Source organism: Sphingomonas sp. (genome assembly GCF_019635455.1).
In the GTDB taxonomy this organism is placed as follows: Bacteria; Pseudomonadota; Alphaproteobacteria; order Sphingomonadales; family Sphingomonadaceae; genus Sphingomonas.
Genome location: NZ_JAHBZJ010000008.1, coordinates 1 through 26853, shown reverse-complemented (window position 1 = coordinate 26853; position 26853 = coordinate 1). Strand labels below are relative to the sequence as shown.

Annotated in this window: 26 protein-coding genes; 9 read left to right on the top strand and 17 right to left on the bottom strand. The window is 67.2% G+C overall.

What is annotated here, in order from left to right:
- Positions 1-52: 52 nt before the first annotated feature.
- Entirely contained in the window at positions 53-952 is a 900-nt protein-coding gene (gene argB / locus KF783_RS10820; RefSeq protein WP_294079195.1) for an acetylglutamate kinase, read from the bottom strand.
- A 92-nt stretch (positions 953-1044) separates the two neighbouring features.
- On the opposite strand from argB, the gene KF783_RS10815 reads away from it, so the two are divergent.
- Entirely contained in the window at positions 1045-1341 is a 297-nt protein-coding gene (locus tag KF783_RS10815) for an autorepressor SdpR family transcription factor (RefSeq protein ID WP_294079191.1), read from the top strand.
- Positions 1338-1712: an ammonium transporter gene (locus tag KF783_RS10810; RefSeq protein ID WP_294079190.1), complete on the top strand. Its 375-nt coding sequence runs from the start codon at positions 1338-1340 to the stop codon at positions 1710-1712. The genes KF783_RS10815 and KF783_RS10810 overlap by 4 nt, the downstream gene beginning before the upstream one ends.
- Here KF783_RS10810 and KF783_RS10805 read toward each other — a convergent pair.
- Positions 1709-2353, bottom strand: a complete 645-nt coding sequence (locus tag KF783_RS10805; RefSeq protein WP_294079188.1) for a queuosine precursor transporter — start codon at positions 2351-2353, stop codon at positions 1709-1711. The two genes, KF783_RS10810 and KF783_RS10805, sit on opposite strands and share 4 nt — an antisense overlap.
- Positions 2354-2563: 210 nt before the next feature.
- Here KF783_RS10805 and KF783_RS10800 point away from each other — a divergent pair, with 210 nt between their 5' ends.
- Both KF783_RS10800 and KF783_RS10795 read left to right on the top strand, forming a co-directional pair.
- Positions 2564-3832 (top strand): NupC/NupG family nucleoside CNT transporter, encoded by a 1269-nt coding sequence (locus tag KF783_RS10800; RefSeq protein WP_294079187.1) that lies wholly within the window; start codon positions 2564-2566, stop codon positions 3830-3832.
- The gene (locus KF783_RS10795) at positions 3829-4368 is read left to right on the top strand and encodes an STM3941 family protein (protein WP_294079185.1); all 540 of its coding nucleotides are present in this window, start codon (positions 3829-3831) and stop codon (positions 4366-4368) included. The genes KF783_RS10800 and KF783_RS10795 overlap by 4 nt, the downstream gene beginning before the upstream one ends.
- Here the strand turns inward: KF783_RS10795 and KF783_RS10790 are convergent.
- A complete protein-coding gene (locus tag KF783_RS10790) occupies positions 4335-5204 on the bottom strand; it encodes a 3-hydroxybutyryl-CoA dehydrogenase (protein ID WP_294079183.1) in 870 nt (289 codons plus the stop codon). The two genes, KF783_RS10795 and KF783_RS10790, sit on opposite strands and share 34 nt — an antisense overlap.
- A 119-nt stretch (positions 5205-5323) precedes the next feature.
- Here KF783_RS10790 and KF783_RS10785 point away from each other — a divergent pair, with 119 nt between their 5' ends.
- Positions 5324-5797 carry a DUF3592 domain-containing protein gene (locus KF783_RS10785; RefSeq protein ID WP_294079181.1) on the top strand — a complete coding sequence of 158 codons (474 nt, stop codon included), beginning with the start codon at positions 5324-5326 and terminating at the stop codon, positions 5795-5797.
- A 40-nt stretch (positions 5798-5837) separates the two neighbouring features.
- Entirely contained in the window at positions 5838-6833 is a 996-nt protein-coding gene (locus KF783_RS10780; RefSeq protein WP_294079179.1) for a DUF1176 domain-containing protein, read from the top strand.
- 15 nt (positions 6834-6848) lie between these two features.
- Here the strand turns inward: KF783_RS10780 and egtD are convergent, their stop codons facing one another.
- The 5 genes from egtD to gluQRS all read right to left on the bottom strand — a co-directional run bounded on the left by egtD (position 6849) and on the right by gluQRS (position 10961).
- On the bottom strand, positions 6849-7826 hold the full coding sequence (gene egtD, locus KF783_RS10775) for an L-histidine N(alpha)-methyltransferase (RefSeq protein ID WP_294079176.1): 978 nt from the start codon (positions 7824-7826) through the stop codon (positions 6849-6851).
- Between the two features lie 3 nt (positions 7827-7829).
- On the bottom strand, positions 7830-9113 hold the full coding sequence (gene egtB / locus KF783_RS10770) for an ergothioneine biosynthesis protein EgtB (RefSeq protein WP_294079174.1): 1284 nt from the start codon (positions 9111-9113) through the stop codon (positions 7830-7832).
- A 44-nt stretch (positions 9114-9157) separates the two neighbouring features.
- Positions 9158-9727 carry a cob(I)yrinic acid a,c-diamide adenosyltransferase gene (locus KF783_RS10765; protein WP_294079173.1) on the bottom strand — a complete coding sequence of 190 codons (570 nt, stop codon included), beginning with the start codon at positions 9725-9727 and terminating at the stop codon, positions 9158-9160.
- A gap of 123 nt (positions 9728-9850) precedes the next feature.
- Entirely contained in the window at positions 9851-10081 is a 231-nt protein-coding gene (locus KF783_RS10760; RefSeq protein ID WP_294079172.1) for a twin transmembrane helix small protein, read from the bottom strand.
- Between the two features lie 46 nt (positions 10082-10127).
- The gene (gene gluQRS / locus KF783_RS10755; RefSeq protein WP_294079170.1) at positions 10128-10961 is read right to left on the bottom strand and encodes a tRNA glutamyl-Q(34) synthetase GluQRS; all 834 of its coding nucleotides are present in this window, start codon (positions 10959-10961) and stop codon (positions 10128-10130) included.
- Between the two features lie 101 nt (positions 10962-11062).
- Here gluQRS and KF783_RS10750 point away from each other — a divergent pair, with 101 nt between their 5' ends.
- The 3 genes from KF783_RS10750 to KF783_RS10740 all read left to right on the top strand — a co-directional run bounded on the left by KF783_RS10750 (position 11063) and on the right by KF783_RS10740 (position 15602).
- Entirely contained in the window at positions 11063-11629 is a 567-nt protein-coding gene (locus tag KF783_RS10750) for an HNH endonuclease (protein ID WP_294079168.1), read from the top strand.
- Between the two features lie 134 nt (positions 11630-11763).
- Positions 11764-13374 carry a serine hydrolase gene (locus KF783_RS10745; RefSeq protein WP_294079166.1) on the top strand — a complete coding sequence of 537 codons (1611 nt, stop codon included), beginning with the start codon at positions 11764-11766 and terminating at the stop codon, positions 13372-13374.
- A gap of 143 nt (positions 13375-13517) precedes the next feature.
- Positions 13518-15602, top strand: a complete 2085-nt coding sequence (locus KF783_RS10740) for a PBP1A family penicillin-binding protein (protein WP_294079406.1) — start codon at positions 13518-13520, stop codon at positions 15600-15602.
- Here KF783_RS10740 and KF783_RS10735 read toward each other — a convergent pair.
- From KF783_RS10735 to KF783_RS10695, 9 genes are all read right to left on the bottom strand, one after another.
- Positions 15599-15967 carry a hypothetical protein gene (locus KF783_RS10735; protein WP_294079164.1) on the bottom strand — a complete coding sequence of 123 codons (369 nt, stop codon included), beginning with the start codon at positions 15965-15967 and terminating at the stop codon, positions 15599-15601. The two genes, KF783_RS10740 and KF783_RS10735, sit on opposite strands and share 4 nt — an antisense overlap.
- A gap of 105 nt (positions 15968-16072) precedes the next feature.
- Complete coding sequence (locus KF783_RS10730; protein ID WP_294079162.1) at positions 16073-16774, bottom strand: SDR family NAD(P)-dependent oxidoreductase; 702 nt, start codon at positions 16772-16774, stop codon at positions 16073-16075.
- Positions 16771-17439, bottom strand: coding sequence for a glutathione S-transferase family protein (locus tag KF783_RS10725; protein WP_294079160.1), 669 nt, complete (start codon positions 17437-17439; stop codon positions 16771-16773). Before KF783_RS10725 ends, KF783_RS10730 begins: the two co-directional genes overlap by 4 nt.
- 194 nt (positions 17440-17633) lie before the next feature.
- Positions 17634-22160 carry a glutamate synthase large subunit gene (gene gltB, locus KF783_RS10720; RefSeq protein ID WP_294079158.1) on the bottom strand — a complete coding sequence of 1509 codons (4527 nt, stop codon included), beginning with the start codon at positions 22158-22160 and terminating at the stop codon, positions 17634-17636.
- Positions 22138-22749 (bottom strand): DUF2059 domain-containing protein, encoded by a 612-nt coding sequence (locus KF783_RS10715; protein WP_294079156.1) that lies wholly within the window; start codon positions 22747-22749, stop codon positions 22138-22140. Before KF783_RS10715 ends, gltB begins: the two co-directional genes overlap by 23 nt.
- Positions 22746-23291, bottom strand: a complete 546-nt coding sequence (locus KF783_RS10710) for a DUF2059 domain-containing protein (protein ID WP_294079154.1) — start codon at positions 23289-23291, stop codon at positions 22746-22748. Before KF783_RS10710 ends, KF783_RS10715 begins: the two co-directional genes overlap by 4 nt.
- Positions 23288-24745 carry an NAD(P)-dependent oxidoreductase gene (locus KF783_RS10705; protein WP_294079152.1) on the bottom strand — a complete coding sequence of 486 codons (1458 nt, stop codon included), beginning with the start codon at positions 24743-24745 and terminating at the stop codon, positions 23288-23290. Before KF783_RS10705 ends, KF783_RS10710 begins: the two co-directional genes overlap by 4 nt.
- A 143-nt stretch (positions 24746-24888) precedes the next feature.
- Positions 24889-25689, bottom strand: coding sequence for an undecaprenyl-diphosphate phosphatase (locus KF783_RS10700; RefSeq protein ID WP_294079150.1), 801 nt, complete (start codon positions 25687-25689; stop codon positions 24889-24891).
- A 46-nt stretch (positions 25690-25735) separates the two neighbouring features.
- Positions 25736-26668, bottom strand: a complete 933-nt coding sequence (locus tag KF783_RS10695; protein WP_294079148.1) for a complex I NDUFA9 subunit family protein — start codon at positions 26666-26668, stop codon at positions 25736-25738.
- Between the last annotated feature and the right edge of the window lie 185 nt (positions 26669-26853).

Here is a 26853-nt window from a genome sequence, read left to right as displayed (position 1 = left end):
TTCTACCCGCAAGCCGGGGGCCGCGGCAACCGTATTACTAATATAGAACGCCTCAGCGGTGAACCAAGGTACCCGCGCCCTGGGTGGTAAAGATTTCGAGCAGCATCGAATGCGGAATCCGCCCGTCCAGGATGACCGCCGCATCCACCCCGGCATCGACCGCCGCGACACAGGTTTCGACCTTGGGGATCATGCCGCCGCTGATCGTCCCGTCGGCCTTCAGCGCCAGGATCCGGCCGGGATCGAGGTCGGTGAGCAGATCCTTGTCCTTGCCCAGCACGCCCGGCACGTCGGTCAGCAGGAAAAAGCGCGCGGCGCCCATCGCGCCGGCGATCGCCCCGGCCATCGTATCGGCGTTGATGTTATAGGTGTGGCCATCCGCACCCATCGCGATCGGTGCGACCACCGGGATGAAGCCCTGGTCGCACAAGGTCCGCAGCACGCCGGCATCCACCGCCACCGGCTCGCCGACAAAGCCCAGATCGACATGCCGTTCGATTCCCTGCAACGGATCGGCTTCGCTGCGTTCGATCTTGCGCGCGGTGACCAGCCCCGAATCCTTCCCCGAAATGCCGATCGCCCGGCCGCCGGCCGCGCTGATCCAGCTGACGATTTCCTTGTTGATCGATCCGGCCAGGACCATTTCCGCGATCCGCGCGGTTTCGGCGTCGGTCACGCGCAGCCCGCCCACGAACTGCGATTCGACGCCCAGCCGCTTCAGCATCGAACCGATCTGCGGGCCGCCGCCATGGACCACCACCGGATTGATGCCCACCGCCTTCAACAGCACGACATCCTCGGCGAAATCGCGCGCCAGTTCAGGGTCGCCCATCGCATGGCCGCCATATTTCACGACGAACGTCTTGCCCTTGTAGCGCTGCATATAGGGCAGCGCGTCGGTCAGTGTTTCCGCCTTGGCCAGCATCGCGGGGTCGGGTGCATGATCGGTCATGCCGCGCCCTTAGCGGGAGATGGGGGGCGGGGGAAGCGGCGCATGGCGCAAGGGTGCTTGACTCAATTCGATAATTAGCTAATTAACAAATCATGAGCCAGGTGTTCAAGGCATTGTCCGATCCGACGCGGCGGCGCGTGCTGCAATTGCTGCGCAAGGGGCCGCTGAGTGCAGGTGAGTTGAGCGCCCGGTTCGACGTGTCGAAGCCGACCATGTCGGCGCACTTCGCGGTGCTGAAGGAGGCCGACCTGGTCCATGCGGAAAAGGCGGGGAAGTCGGTGATCTATCACCTGAAGCTTTCGGTGCTGGAGGAAGCGCTGCTCGGCTTTGTCGATTCATTCGGTGTCGGCGCGAAAGCCCCGACCGCCAAGGAGGAGGGTACAACGTGAACAAGGAAGTGGTGGGGAGCCTGGCCATCGCCGGCGGCATTCTCGTGCTGGCGCTCGCCGGACTGGCCGCGCGCAAGCTTGGCTATGCGGATGGGGAGACGGTGAAGCGGATGGTGATCGGCGCCAACGGGCTGCTGATCGCATGGCTCGGAAACATGATGCCGAAGCGCTTCGTCCCGGGTGCCGGCGCGCGCAAGGTGCAGCGCGTGGGCGGGTGGTCCCTGTTGCTCAGCGGGCTGGTCTATGCCGGTGCCTATGCCTTCGCGCCAATCGAATGGACGACCTTGATCGCATGCAGCGCGGTCGCGATCGGGATGGCGATCACCATCGGCTATTGCCTCACCCTGCGCGCGCAGGCTCGCGCGTCCTAGGACGTCGTCGTGCTCCGATCCAGCCAGCGGCCCAGCGCGACGAACGCGTAGATCAGCACCGGCACCAGCACCGCCGACAACACCACCTTTGCCAGCATCTGGCCGATCAGCAATTCGGTGATGGGGAAGACGCCATAGAAGGCGACGCTGATAAAGATCAGCGTATCGACGATCTGGCTCAGCACCCCGGCGATCGCGGCGCGCAGCCACAACAGCTTGCCCTCCTCGCGCTTCAGCCAGGAAAAAATCGTGACGTTCAGCGTTTGCGAGACGCCATAGGCGATGATGCCGCCCGCCCAGATGCGCGGGGTGCCGCTCATCATCAGCGTGAAGGCGTCGATCCGCTCCGGCGCCATTTCGGGCGAGGCGGGAAGCGCCAGGACGATCAGCGACAGCAGGATCGACACGATCAGCGGGACGAAGCCGATCTGAACCAGCCGGTTGGCGGCCGCGCGTCCGTGCAGTTCGGCCACCGCGCTCGACACCGCGACCAGCAGCAGAAAGGCGAAGATGCCCGCCTCTACCGCCAGTGGCCCCAGCGCCACCTGCTTGTTGCCCAGCACGCCGGCGATGCAGACCATGCCGCCGTAAAAGATCGAGAGGAAGAAGAGCGAGCGCGACAGCGGAGCCGAAGAAGTCATGTCATCTGCTAGCGCGCTTTTTTCCCGGGCGAAAGATGGCGCGAGGGGTGGCGGCGCGCCGCGCGCAAGCGTGAACCCTGTTTGCCTGGCCTGCCGCCATGGTCGCCCTGCTGCTCCCGCCGTTCAATCTTCGCTGGCGGTCGGCGCACACGGCATTATTGTCCGGTGGATTCGGCCGCGTCGTTCGCGGGAATTGGGGGGCGTTTTCACTTGAGCAATTTTCCGATCGGCATCTTCGGCATCGTCGCCATTCTGGCGATCGCGTTCCTGCTGTCGTCCAACAAGCGCGCGATCCGGCTGCGTGTCGTCGCCGCCGCCTTCGCGCTTCAGGCGGGGATCGCCACGCTGGTCCTCTACGTCCCTGCCGGTCGCCATGCGATCGAGGGGATGGCGACGGGCGTGTCGGCGCTGCTCGGCTATGCGCAGGCCGGCACCAACTTCATCTTCGGTCCGCTCGCCAAGCCGGAAGTCGGCGGCCAGTCCTTCGCGATCGCGGCGCTGCCGGTCATCATCTTCTTCGCGGCGCTCGTCTCGATCCTCTATCATATCCGCGTCATGCAGTTCGTCGTGCGCTGGATCGGCGGCGCGATCGAAAAGGTGATCGGGGTCAGCAAGGTCGAATCGCTGTGTTCGGCGGCGAACATCTTCGTCGGGCAGAGCGAATCGCCGCTCGTCATCCGCCCCTATCTCGCCGGGCTCGCGCCGTCGCAGCTGTTCGCGATCATGAGCGTCGGCATGGCGGGAGTCGCCGGCACCATCCTGGCCGCCTATGCGTCGATGGGGATCAACATCCAGTATCTGCTCGCCGCCAGCTTCATGGCCGCGCCCGGCGGCCTGCTGATGGCAAAGATCATCATGCCCGACGATCCCGCCCCCAAGCAGGACGAGCTTCCGCTGGAAGGGGATGCGGTCGCCGAGGAGGATAGCGCGATCCGCGCCGTCGAGCATGAGATTGACGAGGAGCGCGCGGCCAACATCATCATGGCCGCGGCGATGGGCGCGCAGACCGGCGTGAAGATCGCTGTCGCGGTCGGCGCGATGGTGCTCGCCTTCGTCGCGCTGGTCGCGCTCGCCAACGGCCTGCTGGGCGTGGTCGGCGGCCTGTTCGGCTATCCCGACCTCACCTTTCAGGGGATCATCGGCACCGTCTTCGCGCCGGTGATGTACCTTCTCGGCATTCCCTGGGACGAGGCGCTGCGGGCCGGCAGCCTGTTCGGGACGAAGGTGGTGCTCAACGAATTCGTCGCCTTTATCGATCTTGGCGCGATGAAGGACCTTGCCCCGCGCACCACCGCGATCGTCACCTTCGCGCTGTGCGGCTTCGCCAATTTCAGTTCGATCGCGATCCAGATGGCCGCGACCGGCAGCCTTGCCCCCAATCAGCGGCCGATGATCGCTAAACTGGGGATCAAGGCGCTGCTTGCCGGCAGCCTCGCCAATCTGATGAGCGCGGCGCTGGCGGGATTGTTGCTGCCTTGACCGACCGCTTCGTCGCGCGGGTTTCGCGCGCGGACATGGGCGTTTTGCTGGCGGTCGTCGCAGGCGTCGCGGCGCTGGGCGGCTGGCTGGCGCTCGACCGGGTTGAGGGATCGCAGGGCGGGGTGGCCGATCCGGCGACCTGGCTGCACGCCATGGGATGGCTGATCCTGCTCTGCGCCGGCGCCGGGCTCGCGGTGATCGTGCGACAGATGCTGCGCACCGGCCCGGTGGTCGAGGTCGATGCGCGCGGCATTCGCTGGTCGCGCTGGTCGGACGAGGTGATTCCCTGGGCCGCAATCACCCGGATCGAACCCCAGGTGATGGGGCGCCAGCTGTTCCTCTGCCTCTGGCTCGACCAGCCCGACCGCTATCCCTGCCGGTCGCTGCTCGGCAGGCTCGCCTGGGCCAACCGCCGGATGGGATTTGGCGATATCGCGCTGAACATGCAGGGGCTGGACCGCAGCTTCGACGATCTGCTCGCCGCGGTCGAACCCCATTGGCTTCAGCGCGTCGGCACCGGTTCCGCGCCCGAATAATCGTAAAAGCCGCGCCCGGTCTTGCGCCCGTACCAGCCGGCCTCGACATATTTGACCAGCAACGGCGCGGGGCGGAATTTGGGGTCGCCGGTCCCTTCGAACAGCACCCGGGTGATCTCCAGACAGGTGTCGAGGCCGATAAAGTCGGCAAGCGTGAACGGTCCCATCGGATGGTTGAGGCCCAGCTGGATCGCGGCGTCGATGTCCGGGATCGTCGCGACCCCTTCGCCGAGCGCGAAGCAGGCCTCGTTGAGGAACGGCATCAGCACGCGGTTGACGATGAACCCCGGCGCGTCGTTGGCGTGGACGATCCGCTTGTTCAGCGTCCTGCCATAGGCCTCGACCGCCGCGACCGTCGCGTCGCTGGTGGCAAGGCCGCGGATCAGTTCGATCAGGCCCATGACCGGAACCGGGTTGAAGAAGTGGACGCCCATGAACCGCGCCGGATCGTGCGATGCCTGTGCCAGCCGCGTGATCGGGATCGATGAGGTGTTGCTGGCCAGGATCGCACTGTCCGACAGCACCTTCGCGACATTGGCGAAGATCGTCCGCTTGATCTCCTCCCGCTCGGTCGCGGCTTCGATGACCAGATCGCAGGGGGCGAAGGCGTCGGTGCCGGCGACACACTCGATATTGGCGAGTGCCGCGTCCATCGCCTCGGTCGAAATCTTCTCCTTCTCGACTGCGCGGGCAAGCTGTTTGGCGATGCCGGCCTTGCCCTTTTCGGCGCGCGCCTGATCGACGTCGGACAGCAGTACGCGATAGCCCGCCTGCGCCGAAACCTGGGCGATTCCCGCGCCCATCTGTCCCGCCCCGATCACGCCAACCGTCTTCATCTCCGCCTCCTTTTTCCGCGTGCGCCGGCCCTAGCGGGGGAGGGGCAGGCTCGCCAGCGATTTGTCTCTTGACGATCCCCGGGGCCGGGCGCAGCCTCGCTGAAAAGGGAGGATAAATCATGGACATGCAGGTGTTGCTGTGGTGCTGGCTGGCGGCGTTTGGCGCGTTCGCGCTCGGCTTTTGGACGCGGTCCCGGATCAAACGGGAAAGGGCCGCGGCAAGCGGGAGCGGCAACTGGCAGACGGTCGAGGGCGTGATCGAGGAGTCTCACCTGGAAGCCGAGGACAACAGCGAATCCTGGGGGACCAAGGTGCAACCGCGCGTCCGCTACGCCTATCAGGTGAACGGCACCGCCCATACCGGCACCAACCCGACCCGCTATCCCGAATTCGCCATCTGGGAAGAGGCGGGCAAGAAGTGGCTGGACGCGCATCCGGTCGGCGCGCGCGTGCCGGTTCATTATGATGCCGCCGACCCCGCGCAATCGGCGCTGGTGCTCAACAAGTCCCAGGCGTCGGCCGGCTATATGATGGGCGAGTGGATGATGTACGCGATCGGCGCGTTCCTGCTGGTGATCCCGTTCATCGTGTAAACCGCTTCGCCGCCACAGCGCCCCATCACAGGACCGCACGATGACGATGATCTTCCTCCTCCTTGCCCAGGCCGCCGCGCCCGCGGTGGGCGAGGTCCGCGTCTTTGGCGACTGGGCGGTCGCCTGCGACAATGTAAGGCGCTGCGAAATGACCTCGCTTCAGCCCGAACGGGCAGAGGACACCGATGGCTGGCAGCTGTCGGCGACGCGCGACGCCGGGCCGGCGGGCGGCTGGACCGTCCGGCTGATCGGCCAAGACGCGACCGCCGGCACCGGCGTGCGGATCGAGGGCGCACGCGGGGCCGCCGCTGCGAAATTCTGGAAGGGCGATCGGTTCGACGGCGACGATGCCGCCGCGATCGCTGCGGCCCTTGTCGATGGCAGGGCGGCGATCATTTCCCGCTCGACCGCCACCCCCGCCGGCCGGGTGTCGCTGGCCGGCAGCGCGGCGGCGTTGCGGTACATCGATGCGCAGCAGGGCAGGGCGGGGACCGTGACCGCCATCGTGGCCCGGGGCGACGGGCCGGCGACGGACGTCCCGTCGCGCCAGCCATGGCCGCGCGTTCCGGCGATCGCACCCGCCGGCAATGCCGGCCTGCCTCCCGCCATTACGGCGGTGTTGTGGAAGCGATCGGCCTGCGGCGAAAATTATCCCGACGGGCAGCGGCCGGCGATCCAATCCCATGCCGTCGGCGGCGGCGCGGTGCTCGCGCTCGTCCCGTGCGGCGCCGGGGCCTATAATCTGTTGTCGGAAGCCTTTATCGTGCGCGCTGGACAGGCGGCCGCCGCCGCGTTCGACAGTCCGCCCGGCTTTGGTGAAGAGGGCGACGACATGCCGGTCAACGCCGATTTCGACGCGAAAACCGGACGGCTGACCAGCTATGCGAAGGGGCGCGGCCTTGGCGATTGCGGCACGTCGCAAAGCTATGTCTGGGACGGAAGCCGCTTTCGCCTGGTAGAGGCGCGGGTGATGAGCGAATGTCGCGGATCGGTGAACTGGCTCATCGTCTGGAAAGCGCAGCCGGTGCGCGAATAGCGCGCGCCACCTTGTCTAGGGGGCCGGCGGCAAGGCCCGCGCATCTGCCAGATACAGCGCGAACAGGTCGTCCGGGTCGGTCCATTCCCGCGTGACGGTCCAGCCGCCCGCCGAAAGCAGCAGCCGTGCGTCGCGCGGGCCGTATTTGTGGCTGTTTTCGGTATGGATGGTTTCGCCCGCGCCGATCGCGAAGCTGCGTCCCTCCACCTCGAACGCGGTTGGGCGCGTCGCCTCCAGATGCATCTCGATGCGCGCCTTCCCGTCATTCCATCGCGCCACATGCCGAAACGCATCGACCGGGATATCGGCGGACAATTCCCGGTTGATTCGATCGAGCAGGTTCAGGTTGAACGCAGCGGTCACCCCCTGCGCGTCGTCATAGGCGCGAACGAGAATGTCGGGCGACTTGATCCGGTCGATGCCGATCAGCAGCGACGCGCCCTCCCCCAGCGACTGGCGCATCGCCCGCAACAGATCGACGGCGGCGGGTGCCGACATGTTGCCGATCGTCGAGCCGGGAAAAAAGCCCAGCCGTGGCAGCCCGCCGATCCCCGCCGGCATGCGAAGCGGCTTCAGGAAATCGCCCTCCACCGGATGAACCGCGATGTCGGGGAAATCGGCGGCGATCGTGCGGGCGGACTCGCGCAGGAACGCGCCCGAGATATCGATCGGGACATAGGCGGAAGGGCGAACGCGTCGCAGCAATATCGGCGTCTTGACCGACGAACCCGAGCCGAATTCGATCACCGCGCCGCCGGTGCCGAACGCGTCGGCCACCTGGGGGCAGGCGTCGCGCAGGAGCGCCGTTTCGATGCGGGTTGGGTAGTATTCGGGGAGTTGCGTGATCTCCTCGAACAATTCCGATCCGCGCCGGTCATAGAACCAGCGTGCGGGAATCGCGCGGGGTCGCGCGGCAAGACCGGTCAGCACGTCGGCGCGAAAGGCGGGGTCGGCAAGGCTTGCCTGACCGTCTTCGATTTCCTGCTTGAGCATCGGTCAGAGGTCCTTTGCGAGGCGCACGCCGGTGAACTGCCAGCGCTGATGGGGGTAAAAGAAATTGCGGTAGCTGGCGCGGACATGGCCGCGCGGCGTCGCGCAGCTTCCGCCCCGCAGCACGAACTGTCCGCTCATGAACTTGCCGTTATATTCGCCGACCGCCCCTTCGGCGGCGCGGAAGCCGGGATATGGGCGATACGCACTGCCGGTCCATTCCCACACATCCCCGAAAAAGCCGGGGCCGCCGGGCGACGGGCGCGGTTCGACCGGTCCCGCCGCATCGAGTTGATTGCCCGACAGTGGATCATGGGTGGCGGCCGCTGTTTCCCATTCGGCCTCGGTCGGCAGGCGCGCGCCGGCCCAGCTGGCATAGGCGTCGGCCTCGTACAAACTCACATGCGTGACCGGGGCGGCAGGGTCGATCGCGCGGCGACCGTCCAGGCCGAAGCGGGTCCAGCCGCCGTCGCCGCGTTCCCAATAGAGGGGCGCGTCGATCCCCTCCGCCTGGACCCAGGCCCAGCCGTCGGACAGCCAGTGGCGCGGATCGCGATAGCCGCCGCTGTCGATGAAATCGAACCACTCGCCATTGGTCACGGTGCGCGTCGCGATCGCATGGGGTGAGAGCAGCGTGGGGTGGCGCGGCCCTTCACAGTCGAAGGCGAAATCGGGATCGGCGTCGCCCCCGTTCGATCGCGCGGCGAAACCGATTTCGACCTGTCCCGCGGCGCCCGGCGCGAATTCCATCGCGCCCGGCATCGCGACCGGGACCTTGCGCTCGCCCGTCCACAGTGCGGGCTGGACCGGGTTGCACGAAAAGAGGTGGAGAATGTCGGTGAGCAGCAGTTCCTGATGCTGCTCTTCATGATGGCAGCCGAGCCGGATCAGGTCGAGCGCGGCGGGGGAGAGGTGGGGGAGCGCGGCGATCAGCGCCTCCTCGACCGCGCGGCGATAGTCCATCACCTCGGCAAGGGTCGGCCGCGTGATCATGCCACGGCGCGGCCGGGCATGACGCTTTCCCTCCGCCTCGTAATAGCTGTTGAACAGAAAGGGGAAGCGCGCGTCGTGCAGCGTATGGCCCGGCACGTGATCGCGCAGGACGAAGGTTTCGAAAAACCAGCTCGTATGGGCGAGGTGCCATTTGGCGGGCGACGCATCGTCCATCGACTGGACGGTCGCGTCGGCGTCGGAGAGCGGGGAAGCCAGATCGGCGGACAGCGCGCGGACCTTTCGGAACCGGGCCTCCAGCGTTGAGCTACACGCGGCGGGCGACGCCTTCGTTCGCATTTCGTTCTCCTAGACCGGGATGCGACGAAGGTCAATGTGCGACGCTAGCGATTGGCCCCGGGTCTCCACAAAACGTCCCCGCCGCCCGAAAGGTTCATTTCGCGGGCAAGCACAAAAAGCAGGTCCGACAGGCGGTTAAGATAGGCGATCGCATACGGGTTGACCGGCGTGGCGTGTGCGGCGGCAACCGCGCTGCGCTCTGCCCGCCGCACGATCGCGCGGGCGAGGTGGATCGCCGCGGCGGCCGGGTTGCCGCCCGGCAGGATGAAGCTGGTCAGCGGGGTCAGGCGCGCGTTGGCCGCATCGATCGCGGCCTCGATCCGCGTCACCTGCGCGGCGACGATGCGCAACGTCATTTCCGACGGGGTGAAATCGTCGCCCGGAGTGGCAAGGTCCGCGCCAAGGTCGAACAGGTCGTTCTGGATGGCTTCGAGCAGGTCGGCGGGCGCGGCACCGGAAAGCGCGGCGATCGCGACGCCGATCGCGCTGTTCGCCTCATCGACATCGCCGATCGCGGCCATGCGCGCGTCCGATTTGGCGATGCGCGATCCATCGACCAGGCCGGTGGTGCCGTCATCGCCGGTGCGGGTGTAGATCTTGGTGAGTTTGACCATTTCCTGTCGTCACTCGCGGCTTGTTCCGGGGTCACGACACCACGGCGACGCGGGTCGGGCCTCGAAATGGTTCGTCGGCCGCCCGGCGGCGTACCGAACAAGGTTCGGGACTGAGGGGCTTCTCTAGCCCTGGCTCGCCATCAGCAGCAGGAGCGCGACGATCGCGATCGCGATGCCCTGAAACAGGATGCGCTGCTGCATCATCTTGTTCGACTTGAGCGACGACGCGCTCGGCCCGTTGCCGGATTTCACATCCTCCGCACTCGATTGCAGGAACGCGACGATGCCACGGATCAGCGCCACGACGGTCGCGATCATCGCGGCGATGAGCAGGAGGACGAGGAAGAGCTTCATGAGGTGTTGCCTTTAGGTTGCCGCTCGGCACTGCTGAACCCCAGACCTAGTCCCTTGCGGCCGCGAATCCAACCGGGAGTTCGCCACGGCGGAGCGCGTCGGCAAGCGCATGGCCGTCCGCGCCGGCTTCGCGCAGGGCGGCAAGGGTGGGCGCGCCGTGCCGTTTGGCGAGCCGTTCGCCGTCCGGCCCGGTCAGCAGTTCATGGTGGTGATAGCGCGGGGTGGGAAGGCCGAGCAGCGCCTGGAGCAGGCGGTGGACATGCGTCGCGGGGAGCAGGTCGGCGCCGCGCACGACATCGGTAACCCCCTGCGCCGCATCGTCGAGCGTGACGGCGAGGTGGTAGGAGGCCGGGGCATCCTTGCGCGCAAGGACGACATCGCCGTGCTGCGCGGGATCGGCGGCCGTCACGCCGTGGCGCGTGTCGGTGAAGGTGAGCCCGCCGCGTGCCGCCGTCGCCATGTCCAGTCGCCAGCAATGGGGGCGTGACAGATCGGGCCGCGCCAGGCCCCGGCATGTCCCCGGATATAGCGGCCCCTCCGGTCCGTGCGGCGCGCTGGTGCTGGCGGCGATGTCGGCACGCGTACAGAAACACGGATAGATCAGGCCGCGCGCGCGCAGTTCCTGAAGCGCGGCGTGGTAATAAGCGAGGCGGCGCGACTGGAAGCTCACCGCCCCGTCCCAGCCGATGCCCAGCCAGTCGAGATCGCGCAGGATCGTGTCGATATGATCGCGGCGGCTGCGCGTGCCGTCGATATCCTCGATCCGCAGCAGGAAGCGGCCGCCGGCGCCGCGGGCAAAGTCATGCGCCTTCAACGCGGAAAAGGCGTGGCCAAGATGCAACCGGCCGGTGGGGCTGGGCGCGAAACGCGTGACGATCATGCCATGAACCCTTGACCGCGAGTCGGCGGGTATGGTGTCATGACGACGTAACGCTTCGTGGCGAGGAGCGGTGCAAGACGTCGGGCATCACTGGGGGGAACATGTACCATCCCGATCTGATCCGCCATCCCGAGGGGTGTCCTGCCCTCGTCCTCAACGCGGATTATACGCCGCTTTCCTATTATCCGCTCAGCGTGTGGCCGTGGCAGACCGCGATCAAGGCGGTGTTCCTCGACCGGGTCGATATCGTCAGCCATTACGAACGCGAGGTGAGGAGCCCCACCGCCGCGATCAAGCTGCCAAGCGTCATCGCGCTCAAACAATATGTGAAGCCGAGCCAGTTTCCGGCCTTCACCCGGTTCAACCTGTTTCTGCGCGACAAGTTCGAATGCCAATATTGCGGCAGCGGGCGCGACCTGACGTTCGACCATGTGGTGCCGCGCGCGCAGGGCGGGCGCACGACATGGGAAAATGTCGCCACCGCCTGCGCGCCGTGCAACCTCAAAAAGGGCGGGCGGACGCCGAAACAGGCGGCGATGCCGCTGTTCATGCCACCGATCCGGCCGACCAGCTGGCAGTTGCAGGAGCATGGCCGGCGGTTCCCGCCGAACCACCTGCATGAGACGTGGCACGACTGGCTCTATTGGGACGTCGAACTGGAAGCGTAAGAGGGCGGCCCGCCAGCCGGGCTTGTTTGCACAGGCCGCCTGTGGCTAGCGTCGCACAAACCGTTCGAACGACCGCTTTCGCGGCATCGGGGACCTGGAAACGGTTTCGGAACGGGCTTGCGCGGGAGTAGCAGATGAGCGGATTCACGATCGACCGGCGCGGCGTGCTGGCGCTGGGTGCCGGCGGGGCGGTTGGCCTGGCGCTGCCCGCCTTCGCACAGGATGCGGCGACCGGCGGCGATCTGGACGGTGCGATCGACGCGATCGTCCGCAATTTCATGCGCGCGTTCGAAACGCCGGGCATCGCGGTCGGCATCGTGCGCGCGGGGCAGGCGCCGTGGCTGCGGGGCTATGGCGTGCGGACGATGGGCCAGGCGGCACCGGTCGATGTCCACACCAGGTTCGGCATCGCCTCCAACACCAAGGCGTTTACCGCCGCCGCGATCGCGATGCTGGTCGAGGAGAAGAAGCTGGGCTGGGATGACCGGCTCACCACCCATATCCCCGAATTCAAGATGGCCGATCCTGCGGTGACGCAGCTGTTCACCGTGCGTGACCTGCTGGTCCACCGCTCGGGCCTGCCGCTCGGCGCCGGGGACCTGCTCTATTTCCCCAAATCGAACCGCAGCGCCCAGGACGCGCTGCGCGCGCTGCAATTCCTTCAGCCGGTGCGGCCGTTTCGCGGCGGCTATGATTACGACAACATCCTCTATGTCGTCGCGGGCGTGCTGATCGCGCGCGTTTCGGGGATGAGCTGGCGCGATTTCGTGCGGACGCGGCTGGTCGAACCGATCGGAATGGACGACGCGGTGGTGTCGCTCGATCTGCTGCGCACCGACAATGTTGCGGCGCGCCACGCGCGATTGGGGCCGCCGGTGCGCGGGGTCGGCCCGATGCAGGTGATCCGGCCCGACGAAAGCGCGGTGATCGATCCCGGCGCCGGGATCAATGCCAGCGTCACCGATGTCGCCAAATGGCTCACCGCCCAGCTTGCCGGGGGCGAACTGCCCGGCGGAAAGCGGCTGTGGACCCGCGCGAGCGCGGCGGAAATGTGGTCGCCCCAGGTGGTCGTGTCGTCGAGCGACGGCGCGACCGATCTCAATCCCGCGCGGCCGGTCATGTCGGGCTATGCGCTCGGCTGGTTCGTCCAGGATTATCGCGGGCGGCGGCTGATCAGCCATTCCGGCGGCCTGTCGGGACAGGTCACGCAGACCGCGATGATCCCGTCCGCCGGGATCGGCGTCGTCGTGCTGAGCAATACCGAGGACAGCGTATCGGGCGGAATCCGCAACGCGATCCTCGATCGCCTGCTCGATGTGTCACCCGCCTATGATTGGGTCGGCAGCTATGTCGCGCGCAACAAGCTCGCGCGGGAAAATGCCGTCGCGGCGATGGGGGAAGGGGGCGAGAAGCGGCCGGATGGCGGGCCGAGCGTGCCGCTGGCCGGCTATGCCGGACGGTATCGCGACCCATGGTATGGCGACATCGTGGTGAGCGTTCGCGGCCGCGGCAGGAAGGCCGCGCTGTTCATCGATTTCGTGCCGACGCCGCAATTCGCCAGCGTGCTTGAGCCCTGGGGGACGGACGCGTTCCGCACGCGCATCGCCCCGGGACTGGGCGAGGATGCGGTGGTGACCTTCACGGTCGCGGACGGAAGGGCGACGGCAGTCAGGATGAAGGCGCTCTCGCCGCTTGCCGATTTCAGCTATGATTTCCACCATCTCGCCTTTGTCCGGGTGGATTGACGCGCGATGCGTGCTTGAGCCGGCTGTAATATCAGGGTAATACGGTCGCCGGTTCGATGCGCTACGACACCCTGTATCCAGAGATTGGCGACCCGCGAGCGGCGTCCGCGTCCCGACCGCTTGGCGGTGGCGCGCCTGGCGGCATGGGCGGCGGGGAGCCGCCCGACGACTATACGACGAACCTGCCGGTCGCGTATCGCCGCCGGAACTGGAAGTGGCTGTGGCGCGGCATCGCCGCCGCGTTGCTGTTGTTCTTTGCCGCGGTCGCCTGGCTCGTGTTCACCGCGCCGCTCAGCAAATCGCTCGAGCCGCCGGTTCCGCCATCGATCACGCTGCTGTCCGCAGAAGGGACGCCGATCGCGCGGTCGGGGGCGATCGTCGGCGCCCCGGTGGACGCGACGAAACTGCCCGACCATGTGACCCAGGCGTTCATCGCGGTCGAGGATCGCCGCTTCCGGTCGCACTGGGGCGTCGATCCGCGCGGGATCCTGCGCGCCTTCGTCAACAACGTCTTCACGTCGAACGGCGCGCAGGGTGGCAGCACGATCACCCAGCAGCTGGCGAAGAACGCGTTCCTCAATTCACGGCGCACGTTCGGGCGGAAGTTTCAGGAGGTGCTGATCGCCTTTTGGCTCGAGGCGTGGCTGACCAAGGACGAGATTCTCTCGCGCTATCTCTCGAACGTCTATTTCGGCGACAATGTCTATGGCCTGGACGCCGCCGCCCGACATTATTTCAGCCGTCCCGCGACCGAGTTGACGGTGGGACAGGCGGCGATGCTCGCGGGACTGGTCAAGGCGCCGTCGCGGCTGGCTCCGTCGGGCAATCTGAAGGGCGCACAGGCGCGCGAGGCCGTGGTGGTCGGAACGATGGTCGATGCCGGCTTCCTGACGGCGGCGGAGGGCAAGGCGGTTGCCCCGGCGCGGCTGCGGCTGGCGCGGACGAAGCAGCTGCCCAACGGAACCTATTTCGCCGACTGGGTGCTGCCCGATGCGCGCGAACTCAACGAATCGGGTGACGGCGACGACGAAATCCGCACCACGCTTGAGATGAAGGCGCAGAGGGCGGCCGAACGCGCGGTGCGCAATGCGGGCCTTCGCAAATCACAGATCGCGATCGTCGCGATGCGGCCCGACGGGCGGGTGATCGCGATGGTCGGCGGCAAGAGCTATGCCGAATCGCCGTTCAACCGCGCGACCCAGGCGCAGCGCCAGCCGGGATCGACGTTCAAGCTGTTCGTCTATCTCGCTGCCCTGCGATCCGGCATGACTCCCGATTCGACCGTGCTGGACGAGCCGGTGACGATCGGCAACTGGTCGCCCAAGAACAGTGGCGGCCGCTATGAGGGCGAGATCACGCTGCGCCATGCCTTCGCCAAATCTAGCAATGTGGCCGCCGCCCGCCTGATCCAGAAGGTGGGGCCGGCCGCAGTGATCCGGGCCGCGCGTGACCTGGGCATCACCAGCCCGATCCCCAGCGAGGCGTCGATCGCGCTCGGCACGTCGAGCGTGTCGCTGATCGAGCTGACCGCCGCCTATGCCGCGATCGCCAGCGGCCAGGCGCCGGTCCGGCCGCGCGGGCTGGGGGCGGAGGCGGATCGCGGCTGGCTCGCGCGCTTTTCGGGGATGACCCGGCCCCTCGGCCAGCGCGAGCTGGCGGGGATGCGCGAGCTGCTCGCGGCGGCGGCGACGGAGGGAACCGGTCACGCCGCCGCCCTCTCGGTCGATACGTTCGGCAAGACCGGGACGACGCAGGACAATCGCGATGCGCTGTTCATGGGCTATGCCGATGGTATCGTGACCGGCGTCTGGATGGGCAATGACGACAATACGCCCAATCCCGGCCTGGCGGGCGGCGGCCTGCCGGCGCGGGTGTGGCGCGATTTCATGACCCAGGCCCTGGGCGTGACCGCGCGACCCAAGGCCGAGCCGGTGGTCGCAGACAATATCGGCGATGTGATCGATGGCGACGAGGGGGGCGATGAAAACGCCCTCGACGCGCCGATCGAGTTCGAAGGGCGGTTCGGCGGGCAGGGAATGGGCGTGCGGGTCAATCCGGACGGCAGCATCGACGTAGTCCGCCCGCGTGACCGGATGCCGCCGCCCGGCGATGAGGGATTGGACGAGCCTCCGCCGGTGCGCGACCGCGGCCCGGCGGGGCGGCGCGACGAACGGCGCCCCGAGGGTGGGGACCCGCAATTTGATGGCGCGCCGGGCGACGGGTTCTAGCGATCCCCGTCGATCGAACGCGCGGCCACCCCGAAACAGGCGCCTGCCGCCAGCCACAGCGCCGCCAATACGACGCCGGTCACCAGATAGCGGCCGGTCGCGTCCGGCGTCGCCGCGGTCACCGGCGCGGTGACGATCAACGCGGTAAGGGCGACCTGCATCGCCGCGACCCCGATCATCGCGCGTGCCGTTCCGCCGGGGCGTGCGTGCGCCGCGAAGGTCCCGGTGGCGGCGGCCAGAATGAGCATGAAGAATCCCGCCCCGTTGCCGTCGTCGCGAACGATGGTCGTCCAGACCGTGAGCGCCGCCGTGACGATCGCGACGACGACCCCCGTCCGAAACCAGCGGTTCGTGGAAACATTCATGGCATCCCTCCTTCCATTGCGGATGCCCGGTCGTGCGCCATGCGGAGGGTGCGCGTCATGAGGCAAAGCTGAGCAATGCGTGGTCTGGCGGTCCGTGCTGGCGGATCAGGCGGGAATCTCGGTCCCGTCCCAGGCGAAGCATTTGCCCGAGTCGGCCGGCTTGAGGCCCTCGATCACGTCGAGCAGCTGGAGCACGGCGCGATCGGGCGCGAACAGCTTGCCGGGGGCGAGCGTTCCGCGAAACGGTTCGGACAGCTTCGTATCGACGGTGCCGGGGTGGAGGCCGATCACGATGCTGCGATCATTGTGGCGCGACGCGTCGATCGCGAAATTGCGGATCAGCATGTTGAGCGCGGCCTTGGACGCGCGATAGCCGTGCCAGCCGCCAAGGTGATTGTCGGAGATGCTGCCGACACGGGCGGAGAGCGCGGCGAACACCGGGGTTCCGTTGCGCGGCAGCAGTGGCAGGAAGTGCTTGGCGACGAGCGCAGGACCGATCGTGTTGATCGCGAACATCCGCGCGAGCCAGTCGGGGTCGAGGTCGCGCAGCGCCTTTTCGGGACCGCGCGCCCCCTCCCCCAGAATGCCGGTGGCGATCAGGATCAATGACGGCGGCGGACCGGAGGCGACGTGCGCTGCCGCCGCCGCGATGCTGGCTTCGTCGGCAAGGTCGAGATGCGCCTCCCCGGTTAGCGAGCGGCCAAACCGCCACACCTTGCGATGCCCCTCTTCCTCGTCGAGCAGGTCCGCGAACGCCGCGCCGATACCGCCGGTCGCGCCGATGACGACCGCGCTCGATCCGGTCACAGGTCGAGCTTCTCGTAATCCGCGGGCGGGTTGATCCCCTCCATCCGCTCGGCCAGCAGCGGGCGGAAGCTCGGGCGGCTCTTCATGCCGATATACCAGCGCTTGGCCTGTTCGTGGCTCTTCCAGTCGATCCCGCCCAGATAATCGGCCACGCTGATCTGTGCCGCCGCCGACAGATCGGCAAGGCTCATCGTCGCGCCGCCGATCCAGGTGCGGTGGTCGAGCAGGTAATCGATATAGTCGAGGTGCGCGACCGCGGCCTTCATCGCCTCGCGCAGCGCACCCGAATCCGGCGTCGCGCGCTGGACGATCCGCTTGATCATCCGCTCGTTCAGCAACGGCCCGGTAATGTCGCGAAAGAACTGGTTGTCGAACCAGCTGACGAGGCGGCGGATTTCCGCGCGGTCGGCGGCGGTGCCGTTGAGCAGGGCCGCCTTGCTCACCGTCTCCTCGAAAAACTCGCAGATCGCCACCGAATCGATCAGCACCACCCCGCGATCATCGGCCATCACCGGCACCTGGCCGGCGGGATTCATGTCGAGAAATTCGTCGCGCCGCTGCCACGGCGATTCGCGAACCGGTTCGTACCCGACGCCCTTTTCCCCAAGAACGAGGCGGACTTTCCGCGAGAAGGGACACAGCGGGAATTGGTAAAGCTGCCACATGGGGAGAGGCTTTACGCGCGCGCAGGCACGCGCGGCAAGCGGGGGCAGGGGGTTGTTGTGGATTATGGCGTACCTTCGTCACCCCGGACCTGTTCCGGAGTCCGCCTGGCGGCTTGCGCTTCGGTCTATTGGCTCGCGGCGTGGCTGGCCGCGCGATGGACCCCGGCACGGGGCCGGGGTGACGGGACCGCGTGTTACTCCGCCGCGACCATCTCCACGCTGTCATCCAGCGGATGTGCGAGCCGCGTCAGCATCTCCTTCGGCACCACCTGCCAGAAATGGCCACGCGCGCGCGCCCAGTCCTCCAGCAGTTCGCCCGACCATCTGCTGTCGGTGGCGGCGTGGTGGTCCTCGACCAGGTTCTTGAGCACCGCCTCCCAATGCATGGAGGACAGCCGCTGCCAGACGATGCTGTCGCCATTGGCGCGGCGCTCGAAGCTGCCGGCCTCGTCATAGATGAACGCCATGCCGCCGGTCATGCCCGCGCCGAAATTCGCGCCGACCTGGCCCAGCACGACGGCGACGCCGCCGGTCATATATTCGCAGCCATTGGCTCCGCACCCCTCGACCACCACCTGCGCGCCCGAATTGCGGACGGCGAAGCGCTCGCCCGCCTGGCCCGCCGCGAACAGCCGGCCCGATGTCGCGCCGTAGAGCACGGTGTTGCCGACGATCGTGTTGTCCTGGCTGGCGAGCGGTGAGCTGACCAGCGGGCGGACGACGATCGTGCCGCCCGACAGCCCCTTGCCGACATAGTCATTGGCGTCGCCGAACACTTCCAGCCGCACGCCCTTGCACAGGAACGCGCCGAGCGACTGGCCCGCCGATCCGCGCAGGCGAATCTGGACATGGCCGTCATTGAGCTTGCTCATGCCGAAGGTGCGGGTGATCTCGCTCGACAGGCGGGTGCCGACCGCGCGGTGAGTGTTGCGGACATTATAGGCGAGCTGCATCTTCTCGCCGCGCTCGAACACCGCCTTCGCGTCGGCGATGATCTGCGCGTCGAGGCTGTCGGGAACCGCGTTGCGGAACGTGCCGAGGCTAAAGCGCCGCTCGCTTTCATCCGCATCCACCTTGGCGAGGATCGGGTTGAGATCCAGATCGTCGAGATGCTCGGCGCCGCGGCTGACCTGGCGCAACAGCTCGGTGCGGCCGATCACCTCGTCCAGGCTCTTGCAGCCGAGGCGGGCGAGGATCTCGCGCACCTCTTCCGCGATGAAGGTCATCAGGTTGATGACCTTTTCGGGCGATCCGGTGAACTTGGCGCGCAGCCGCTCGTCCTGGGTGCAGACGCCGACCGGGCAGGTGTTCGAATGGCACTGGCGCACCATGATGCAGCCCATCGCGACGAGGCTCAGCGTGCCAATGCCGAACTCCTCCGCGCCCAGGATCGCGGCGATCACGATGTCGCGCCCGGTCTTCAGCCCGCCATCGGTGCGCAGCTTCACCCGGCCGCGCAGGCCGTTGAGGGTGAGCGTCTGATTCACCTCCGACAATCCCATTTCCCACGGGGTTCCGGCATATTTGACGCTGGTCTGGGGGGAGGCGCCGGTGCCGCCGACATGGCCGGCGACCAGGATGACGTCGGCATGCGCCTTCGCGACGCCCGCCGCGACGGTGCCGATGCCCGCCGAACTGACCAGCTTCACGCAGACCCGCGCGCGCGGGTTGATCTGCTTGAGGTCGTAGATCAGCTGGGCAAGATCCTCGATCGAATAGATGTCGTGATGCGGCGGCGGCGAGATAAGGGTGACGCCGGGGGTCGAGTGGCGCAGCCGGGCGATGAATTCGGTGACCTTGAAACCGGGCAGCTGGCCGCCCTCGCCGGGCTTGGCGCCCTGCGCCACCTTGATCTCGACCTCTTCGCACGCGCCCAGATATTCGGCGGTCACGCCGAACCGGCCGCTCGCGATCTGCTTGATCGTCGAATTGGCGTTGTCGCCATTGTCATAGGGCGTGTAGCGGATCGAATCCTCGCCGCCCTCGCCCGACACCGCCTTGGCGCCGATCCGGTTCATCGCGATGGCGAGCGTCTCGTGCGCCTCGGGGCTGAGCGCGCCCAGCGACATGCCGGGCGTGACGAAGCGCTTGCGGATTTCGGTGATCGCCTCGACCTGGTCGATGGCGACACCCTCGCCCGGGAAGTTGAATTCGAGCAGGTCGCGCAGATAGACGGGCGGCAGGTCGCGAACCCCGCGTGAGAATTGCAGATAGGTCGAATAACTGTCGGTCGCGACCGCGGTTTGCAGCGTGTGCATCAGCTGTGCCGAATAGGCATGCGTCTCACCGCCATGCCGCTGGCGATAGAAGCCGCCGATCGGCAGCGTCGCGACGCCGGTGTCAAAGGCGGCCTCGTGGCGCAGCTTCGCGTTGAGATGCAGCGAGGCATAGCCCTCGCCCGAAATCTTGGCCGGCATGCCGGGAAAGAAATCGTTGACCAGCGCGCGGGACAGGCCGACCGCCTCGAAATTATAGCCGCCACGATAGCTGGAGATCACCGCGATCCCCATTTTCGAGATGATCTTGAGCAGCCCCTCGTCAATCGCCTTGCGGTGGTTGGCGAGGCACTGGTCGAGCGACAGGTCTCCGAACAGGCCGCGCGCATGCCGGTCCGCGATCGATGCCTGGGCAAGATAGGCGTTCACCGTGGTCGCGCCGACGCCGATCAGCACCGCATAATAATGGGTGTCGAGGCATTCGGCGGTCCGCACATTGACGCTGGCATAGCTGCGCAGCCCCTTGCGGACGAGGTGGGTGTGGACGGCGGCGGCGGCCAGCACCCCCGGAATCGCGATCCGATCGGCATCGACGCCTTCGTCGGTCAGGAAGATTTCGGTCTTGCCGGCACGCACCGCCTGTTCCGCCTGAAGACGGATGTCCGCGATCGCGGCGCGCAGCGTTTCCGGCCCGCCGGCCGCGTCGAACGTGCAGTCGATTTCGGCGGCGACATCCGCGAAATGGCCCTTGAGACGCGCCCAGTCGGCATTGGTGAGCACCGGGCTTTCCAGCACCAGCACGCGATTGGCCGTCTGCGCCGTGTCGAGGATATTGGCGAGATTGCCGAACCGCGTCTTGAGCGACATCACATGGCGCTCGCGCAGGCTGTCGATCGGCGGGTTCGTCACCTGGCTGAAATTCTGGCGAAAGAACTGGCTGATCAGGCGCGGCTTGTCGCTGATGACGGCGAGCGGGGTGTCGTCGCCCATCGAACCGATCGCCTCCTTGGCGTCGGTGACCATCGGCGAAAGGATCAGCTCCATATCCTCCAGCGTCTGGCCGGCGGCGACCTGGCGCCGGGTGAGCTCGGCGCGATCATATCCGGACGCGGCATCGTCCGGTGCATTCAGATCGTCGATGCCGATGAACTCGCCGATCATCGCGGCATAATCATATTCGCCGGCAATCCGGTCCTTTACCTCGCGGTCGGTGTAGAACCGGCCCTCGCCCAGATCGACGGCGATCATCTGGCCCGGTCCCAGCCGGCCCTTGGCGACCACCGTCGCTTCGGGCAGCTGCACCATCCCCGCTTCGGACCCCACGACCAGCAGGCCGTCGGACGTGCGGGTATAGCGCAGCGGACGCAGCGCGTTGCGATCGACCCCCGCGACCGCCCAGCGGCCGTCGGTCATCGCCAGCGCGGCGGGGCCGTCCCACGGCTCCATCACGCTCGCCAGATATTTGTACATGTCGAGATGCTGTTGCGGCATCTCGTCCACCAGCTGCCACGCCTCCGGCACCAGCATCAGCTTGGCGGTCGGCGCGTCGCGGCCCGACCGGCAGATCGCCTCGAACACCGCGTCGAGCGCGGCGGTGTCCGACGCGCCGGCCGGGATCACCGGCTTGATATCCTCCGAATGCTCGCCGAACGCGGTCGCGGCCATCTTGATCTCGTGGCTCAGCATCCAGTTCTTGTTGCCGCGGATCGTGTTGATCTCGCCATTGTGGGCGAGGCAGCGGAACGGCTGCGCCAGCCACCATTGCGGGAAGGTGTTGGTCGAATAGCGCTGATGAAAGATCGCGATCCGGCTGACGAACCGGTCGTCGCGCAGATCGGGATAGAATTCGCTCAGCGACTCCGCGAGGAACAGCCCCTTGTAGATGATCGAGCGGCAGCTGAGCGAGCAGACGTAGAAGCCGCTGATCTGTGCGGCGATCACCCGCTTTTCGATGCGGCGGCGGACGAGGTAGAGATTCTTCTCGAACTCGGCTTCCGATTGCACGCCCGGAAGCGGGCCGGCGATCATGATCTGCTCGATCTCCGGCCGGGTGGCCTGCGCCTTCATGCCGATCACCGACACATCGACCGGCACCTGCCGCCAGCCATAGATGGTGTAGCCCGCCTCGATGATCGCGCTTTCGACGATCGTCCGGCACGCTTCCTGCGCGCCCAGATCGACGCGCGGCATGAAGATCATGCCGACCGCGAGCCGGTTGGGCAGCACCCGGTGGCCGCTCGCCAGCACCGCATCGTCGAAGAAGCGCAGTGGCAGGTCGACATGCAGCCCGGCGCCGTCGCCGGTCTTGCCGTCGGCATCGACCGCGCCGCGGTGCCATACCGCCTTCAGCGCGTCGATCGCGCCCTGGACGACGCGGCGCGACGCCTGACCATCGACCGCAGCGACCATGCCGACGCCACAGGCGTCGCCCTCGAACTCGGGGCGATACATGCCCTCCCGGGCGAGGCGTTCGCGCTGGGATTCAGGATTTGGCAGGTGCGGCATCGGCGTCTTTCAGAACGGGCTTGAGGTCGGTGAGGAGGCGGTTGATCTCGGCCGGCATGCGTGCCTGCGCCTTTTCGGCGATGCCGCGTTGCCAGGCGGCGATGGCGGGATCGCTGAACAGCGTCGGGCCGGCCTGTACGAACCGGGCGCCGGCATCGGTGCGCACGAACGCCTCGATCTGCGTCAGTTCGGCGAGCGTGAAGCGGCGGGCATAGGCCTGCGCGATCGCTTCGATCATTTCGGGCGTGGTCTGTTTGAGGTCGGCGAGCGAAAGCTGTTTCTGCCGCGCGACAAAGGCGGCAAAGACGCGCGCCGCCTCCGGATTCTCGCGCAACGTCGCGGCCAGTTTCGGATCGCCCTTCATCATGCCGCCCAGCATGTTCGCCATCATGGCGTCCATCATCTGTCCGAACATCGCGTCGCGCTGCGATTCCGGCATCGACAGCTCGACGATGGCGCGCGCCGTGGTCAGACGGGCGGCCGCGTCGGCGTCGGCCGCGGTCGCAGCCGGCACACCCGGTGCCGCCTGCGCCATGGGGGCGAGCGGCACCAGCATCAGCGCCGCAAGGACGGGTGCCGTCACCTTCATTTCGGTGCCGCTCCCGCGATTTCCGCCCGCCCGCGTTCGATCGCCTTCGGCACCGCGACCATGCCGACTTCCATGCCGATGCGCTGGCCGATGCCGGTCAGCCTGGTCTGCAATGCGGGGCTCGCCGCGACATATTTCGCGCCGATCCCGCTTGCGAAAAAGGCGGTGAGGCCGTCGAGTTCGGTTTTTGAAAAGGTCGCCGCATATTCGCGGGCATATTCGCTCAGCATGCGCGGGATCTGCGCACGCGTCGCCTTCAGATACTCCTCGGCGAAAATCGCCTCCAGCTTCTGCTTGCGGGCATAATCGCCACCGGTCAGTTCGGTGAACAGCGCACGGCTCTGCTCGCCTGCCTCAAGCTGTGCCATCGCCGATTTCGCCATCATCGGCGCGAGCGCGGCGAATTGCTGGTCGAGCTGCTGCTCGGTTCCCATCTGGGCCAGCAGCTTCTGCGCCGACGCGATCGTCGCCGGGTCGGCACTCTGGCACAGCGCGGGGGCGGCGAGCGCGAGTGCGGTCGCGGTGAGTATCGTGCGGATCATGCGCTTTCCCTCTCCCTGGCCACCGGCGCGGCGGCCCGCTGCGCGGCCAGCCATGCGTGCATCCGCTCGCTGACGTCGCGTCCGTCGCGGATCGCCTGGACGACCAGGCTGGCGCCCTTGACGATGTCGCCGGCGGCAAAGACGCCGTCGAGGTTCGACATCATCGTGCGCGCATCGGTGCGCACCGTTCCCCAGCGGGTCACGCCCAGATCGGGCGCGTCGAACAGTACCGGCAGATCCTCTGCGTCGAAACCCAGCGCCTTGATGACCATATCGGCGGGGATGCCGAACTTCGCGTCGGGATCGACCTCGGGCGCGCGACGCCCGCTGGCGTCTGGCGCGCCCAGGCGCATCCCCACCACCTTCACCGCCGTGACATGCCCGCTGCCGTCAAACGCCTCCGGCGCAGAGAGCCAGACGAATTCGACGCCCTCTTCCTCGGCATTGGCGACCTCTCGCTGGCTGCCCGGCATATTGGCACGGTCGCGGCGATACAGGCATTTGACCGAGGCGGCGCCCTGGCGGATCGCGGTGCGCACACAATCCATCGCGGTGTCGCCGCCGCCGATGACCACGACATTCTTGCCGGCGGCATTCAGCCGGCCATCGTCAAAGGCCGGGACGGCGTCGCCGAAACTCTTGCGGTTCGACGCGATAAGATAATCCAGCGCCTCGATCACGCCATCCGCGCCGACGCCGGGTGCCTTGATCGCGCGGGCGCGATACACGCCGGTCGCGATCAAGATCGCGTCGTGCCGGTCGCGCAGCGCGTCGAGCGTCGCGTCCCTGCCGACCTCGAACCCCTGGTGAAAGACGATGCCGCCATCGGCGAGCCGGTCGGTCCGGCGCATCACCACCGGCTTTTCCAGCTTGAAGCCGGGAATGCCATAGGTGAGCAGTCCGCCGGGCCGGTCGTGCCGGTCATAGACATGGACGTCATAGCCCAGCCTGCGCAGATATTCGGCCGCGGTCAGCCCGGCCGGGCCGGCGCCGATCACGCCGACCGACTGGCCGCGATCCGGGCCGGGGACGAGCGGTTCCACCCACCCTTCCGCCCAGGCGGTGTCGGTGATGTATTTTTCGACCGATCCGATCGTCACCGATCCGTGATCCGAAAATTCGATGACGCAATTCCCCTCGCACAGCCGGTCCTGCGGGCAGATGCGGCCGCAGATTTCGGGCATGGTCGAGGTTGCGTTGCTCAGCTCATAGGCCTCGCGCAGCCGCCCTTCGGCGGTCAGGCGCAGCCAGTCGGGGATATGGTTGTGCAGCGGGCAATGCACGGAGCAATAGGGGACGCCGCATTGCGAGCAGCGCCCCGCCTGATCCTGCGCGGCCTGGGGTGCGTATTTGTCGGCGATCTCCCGGAAATCCCGGGCGCGCAACGGGGCCTCGCGCTTGGCCGGAAAGGCCTGCGCACGATCGACGAATTTGAGCATGACTTCCTGTGCCATGCGCGGCGCGATGGCAGGTTTTGCGCGGGAAGTCACCCTGAAATCGGCATTTATGTCAGTAATACTTACCTATATTTCAGGCGCTCCGTCGCGATCCCGCCAATCCGGTGAAATATTATTTCGATATTAGGTCCGTGTCGGTCCTACCGCATGCCGAGCCAGATCAGCGCGGCGGTTCCCGCAGCGATTCGATACCAGCCAAAGGGCGAGAAGCCGTGACGCTGCACGATGTGGAGAAACGCCTTTACCACGCCCAGCGCCACCACGAACGAGACGACGAAGCCGACGCCGATCAGCCCCAGGCTGTCGGGCGTGATCGCGTCCCGGTGCTTGTAGAGTTGCAGCACCGTCGCACCGGTCAGCGTGGGCAGCGCGAGGAAGAAGCTGAAATCCGCCGCCGTGCGCCGTTCGATGCCCAGCGCCATCGCACCCATGATCGTCGCGCCCGACCGGCTGACACCGGGGATCATCGCGAGGCACTGGACCAGACCGATCTTGATCGACTGACCGACCGTCACGCCCGACACGCCGACCGCCTCGCCCGGTTTGACCAGCCGTTCGATCACCAGGATCGCGACGCCGCCGACGATCAGCGCCCAGGCGACGACGACGGCGTTTTCGAGCAGCGCCTCGATCTGGTCGGCAAAGGCCAGGCCCAGGACGACCGCCGGGATGAAGGCGATCAGCAGGTTGCGCACGAACGCGACCGATTCGCGCTCCCATTTCAGCAGGCCGCGCAGCACCGCGATGAAGGTGCGCCAGTACAGCACGACGATCGCCAGGATCGCGCCGGGCTGGATCGCGATGTTGAACACCGCCCATTGCGCCGCGTCATATCCCATCAACTCGCTGGCGAGGATGAGGTGTCCGGTCGAAGAGACCGGCAGGAATTCGGTGATCCCTTCGACAATGCCGAGCAGGATCGCGACCAGCAGTTCGCTCATCGGGTGTACGCCTCGTCAGGAGGATGGGGGCAGAAGGGTAGGGGGTTCAGGCGGCCTGTTTGGTGCCGTCGAACCGGCCGTGCCTGCGATACTGGACCAGCCAGCCGGGCGCGACCGCGCCAAGCGGGGTGGGCTGGATGCCGAGCGCGGCCAGTCCGTCGCCCTGCGCGACATTGTCCTGTTGCAGCAGCAGCCACTGATCCCATGTGATCGGCGCGCCGGGCAGGAAACCGAGCGTGGCGAGCGCGGCGCCGGCCGGATCGGGCAGGTCGAACACCGGCTTGTCACGCCCGATCGCGCCGACGATCCAGCGGTTGAACGCCGCAAAGCTCATGACGTCCGGCCCGCCAAGTTCCAGTGTCCTGCCGCCCCAGCGGTCGGGCTGGGTGAGCGCGCGCACGATGCCGGCGGCGACATCGGCGACATAGACCGGCTGGATCCGCGTGCCGCCCTTCAGCACCGGCACCGCGGGCAATGCGGCGGCCAGTCGCGCGAAGCGGTTCACGAACTGGTCCTCGCGCCCGAAGATCAGGCTCGGCCGGACGATCGTGGCGGTGGGAAAGGCGGCGCGGACCGCAGCCTCGCCCTCACCCTTGGACCGGGCATAGGCGGAGGGCGAATCGCCATCGGCGCCGATCGCCGACAGATGAACCAGCGCGGCGGCGCCGGCGTCGCTCGCCGCCTTTGCGACATTGGCCGCGCCATCGGCGTTCACCGCGAATGCCTGACCGCCGAACACCCCGGCCAGGTTCACCACCGCATCCGACCCCGCAAGCGCACGTGCGAGCGTGTCGGGCCGGGTCACGCTGGCCGCCACGAACTGGGTCTGGCCCAACCCGCCAAGCGGCTTGAGGAACCACGCCTGGCGCGGATCGCGCTGCGCGACGCGGACCCGCGCGCCCGCCTGCAACAATGCCTGCGCGACATAGCGGCCGACGAACCCGCCCCCGCCCACCAGGGTAACCAGCATGTCCTTCATGGCGTCCTCGAAAAACCGGTACCGAACTGCGGCTCTCCATGCCGCGCCGCGAGAGAAAGCACAACCGGGCGAAAGCGCGGTTGACAAGCCCCCCACCCCTCCCCTAGAGGCGCCCGCCTACCCCGTGCCCAGATGGCGGAATTGGTAGACGCACCAGCTTCAGGTGCTGGCGGTCGCAAGGCCGT

Excerpts from the sequence above, each read along its gene's own strand:
- argB (WP_294079195.1), bottom strand. The coding sequence starts at position 952 with ATGACCGATCATGCACCCGACCCCGCGATGCTGGCCAAGGCGGAAACA.
- KF783_RS10815 (WP_294079191.1), top strand. The coding sequence starts at position 1,045 with ATGAGCCAGGTGTTCAAGGCATTGTCCGATCCGACGCGGCGGCGCGTG.
- KF783_RS10805 (WP_294079188.1), bottom strand. The coding sequence starts at position 2,353 with ATGACTTCTTCGGCTCCGCTGTCGCGCTCGCTCTTCTTCCTCTCGATC.
- KF783_RS10790 (WP_294079183.1), bottom strand. The coding sequence starts at position 5,204 with ATGAAGACGGTTGGCGTGATCGGGGCGGGACAGATGGGCGCGGGAATC.
- KF783_RS10785 (WP_294079181.1), top strand. The coding sequence starts at position 5,324 with ATGGACATGCAGGTGTTGCTGTGGTGCTGGCTGGCGGCGTTTGGCGCG.
- KF783_RS10780 (WP_294079179.1), top strand. The coding sequence starts at position 5,838 with ATGACGATGATCTTCCTCCTCCTTGCCCAGGCCGCCGCGCCCGCGGTG.
- egtD (WP_294079176.1), bottom strand. The coding sequence starts at position 7,826 with ATGCTCAAGCAGGAAATCGAAGACGGTCAGGCAAGCCTTGCCGACCCC.
- egtB (WP_294079174.1), bottom strand. The coding sequence starts at position 9,113 with ATGCGAACGAAGGCGTCGCCCGCCGCGTGTAGCTCAACGCTGGAGGCC.
- KF783_RS10765 (WP_294079173.1), bottom strand. The coding sequence starts at position 9,727 with ATGGTCAAACTCACCAAGATCTACACCCGCACCGGCGATGACGGCACC.
- KF783_RS10760 (WP_294079172.1), bottom strand. The coding sequence starts at position 10,081 with ATGAAGCTCTTCCTCGTCCTCCTGCTCATCGCCGCGATGATCGCGACC.
- gluQRS (WP_294079170.1), bottom strand. The coding sequence starts at position 10,961 with ATGATCGTCACGCGTTTCGCGCCCAGCCCCACCGGCCGGTTGCATCTT.
- KF783_RS10750 (WP_294079168.1), top strand. The coding sequence starts at position 11,063 with ATGTACCATCCCGATCTGATCCGCCATCCCGAGGGGTGTCCTGCCCTC.
- KF783_RS10745 (WP_294079166.1), top strand. The coding sequence starts at position 11,764 with ATGAGCGGATTCACGATCGACCGGCGCGGCGTGCTGGCGCTGGGTGCC.
- KF783_RS10740 (WP_294079406.1), top strand. The coding sequence starts at position 13,518 with ATGGGCGGCGGGGAGCCGCCCGACGACTATACGACGAACCTGCCGGTC.
- KF783_RS10735 (WP_294079164.1), bottom strand. The coding sequence starts at position 15,967 with ATGAATGTTTCCACGAACCGCTGGTTTCGGACGGGGGTCGTCGTCGCG.
- KF783_RS10725 (WP_294079160.1), bottom strand. The coding sequence starts at position 17,439 with ATGTGGCAGCTTTACCAATTCCCGCTGTGTCCCTTCTCGCGGAAAGTC.
- gltB (WP_294079158.1), bottom strand. The coding sequence starts at position 22,160 with ATGCCGCACCTGCCAAATCCTGAATCCCAGCGCGAACGCCTCGCCCGG.
- KF783_RS10715 (WP_294079156.1), bottom strand. The coding sequence starts at position 22,749 with ATGAAGGTGACGGCACCCGTCCTTGCGGCGCTGATGCTGGTGCCGCTC.
- KF783_RS10710 (WP_294079154.1), bottom strand. The coding sequence starts at position 23,291 with ATGATCCGCACGATACTCACCGCGACCGCACTCGCGCTCGCCGCCCCC.
- KF783_RS10705 (WP_294079152.1), bottom strand. The coding sequence starts at position 24,745 with ATGGCACAGGAAGTCATGCTCAAATTCGTCGATCGTGCGCAGGCCTTT.
- KF783_RS10700 (WP_294079150.1), bottom strand. The coding sequence starts at position 25,689 with ATGAGCGAACTGCTGGTCGCGATCCTGCTCGGCATTGTCGAAGGGATC.
- KF783_RS10695 (WP_294079148.1), bottom strand. The coding sequence starts at position 26,668 with ATGAAGGACATGCTGGTTACCCTGGTGGGCGGGGGCGGGTTCGTCGGC.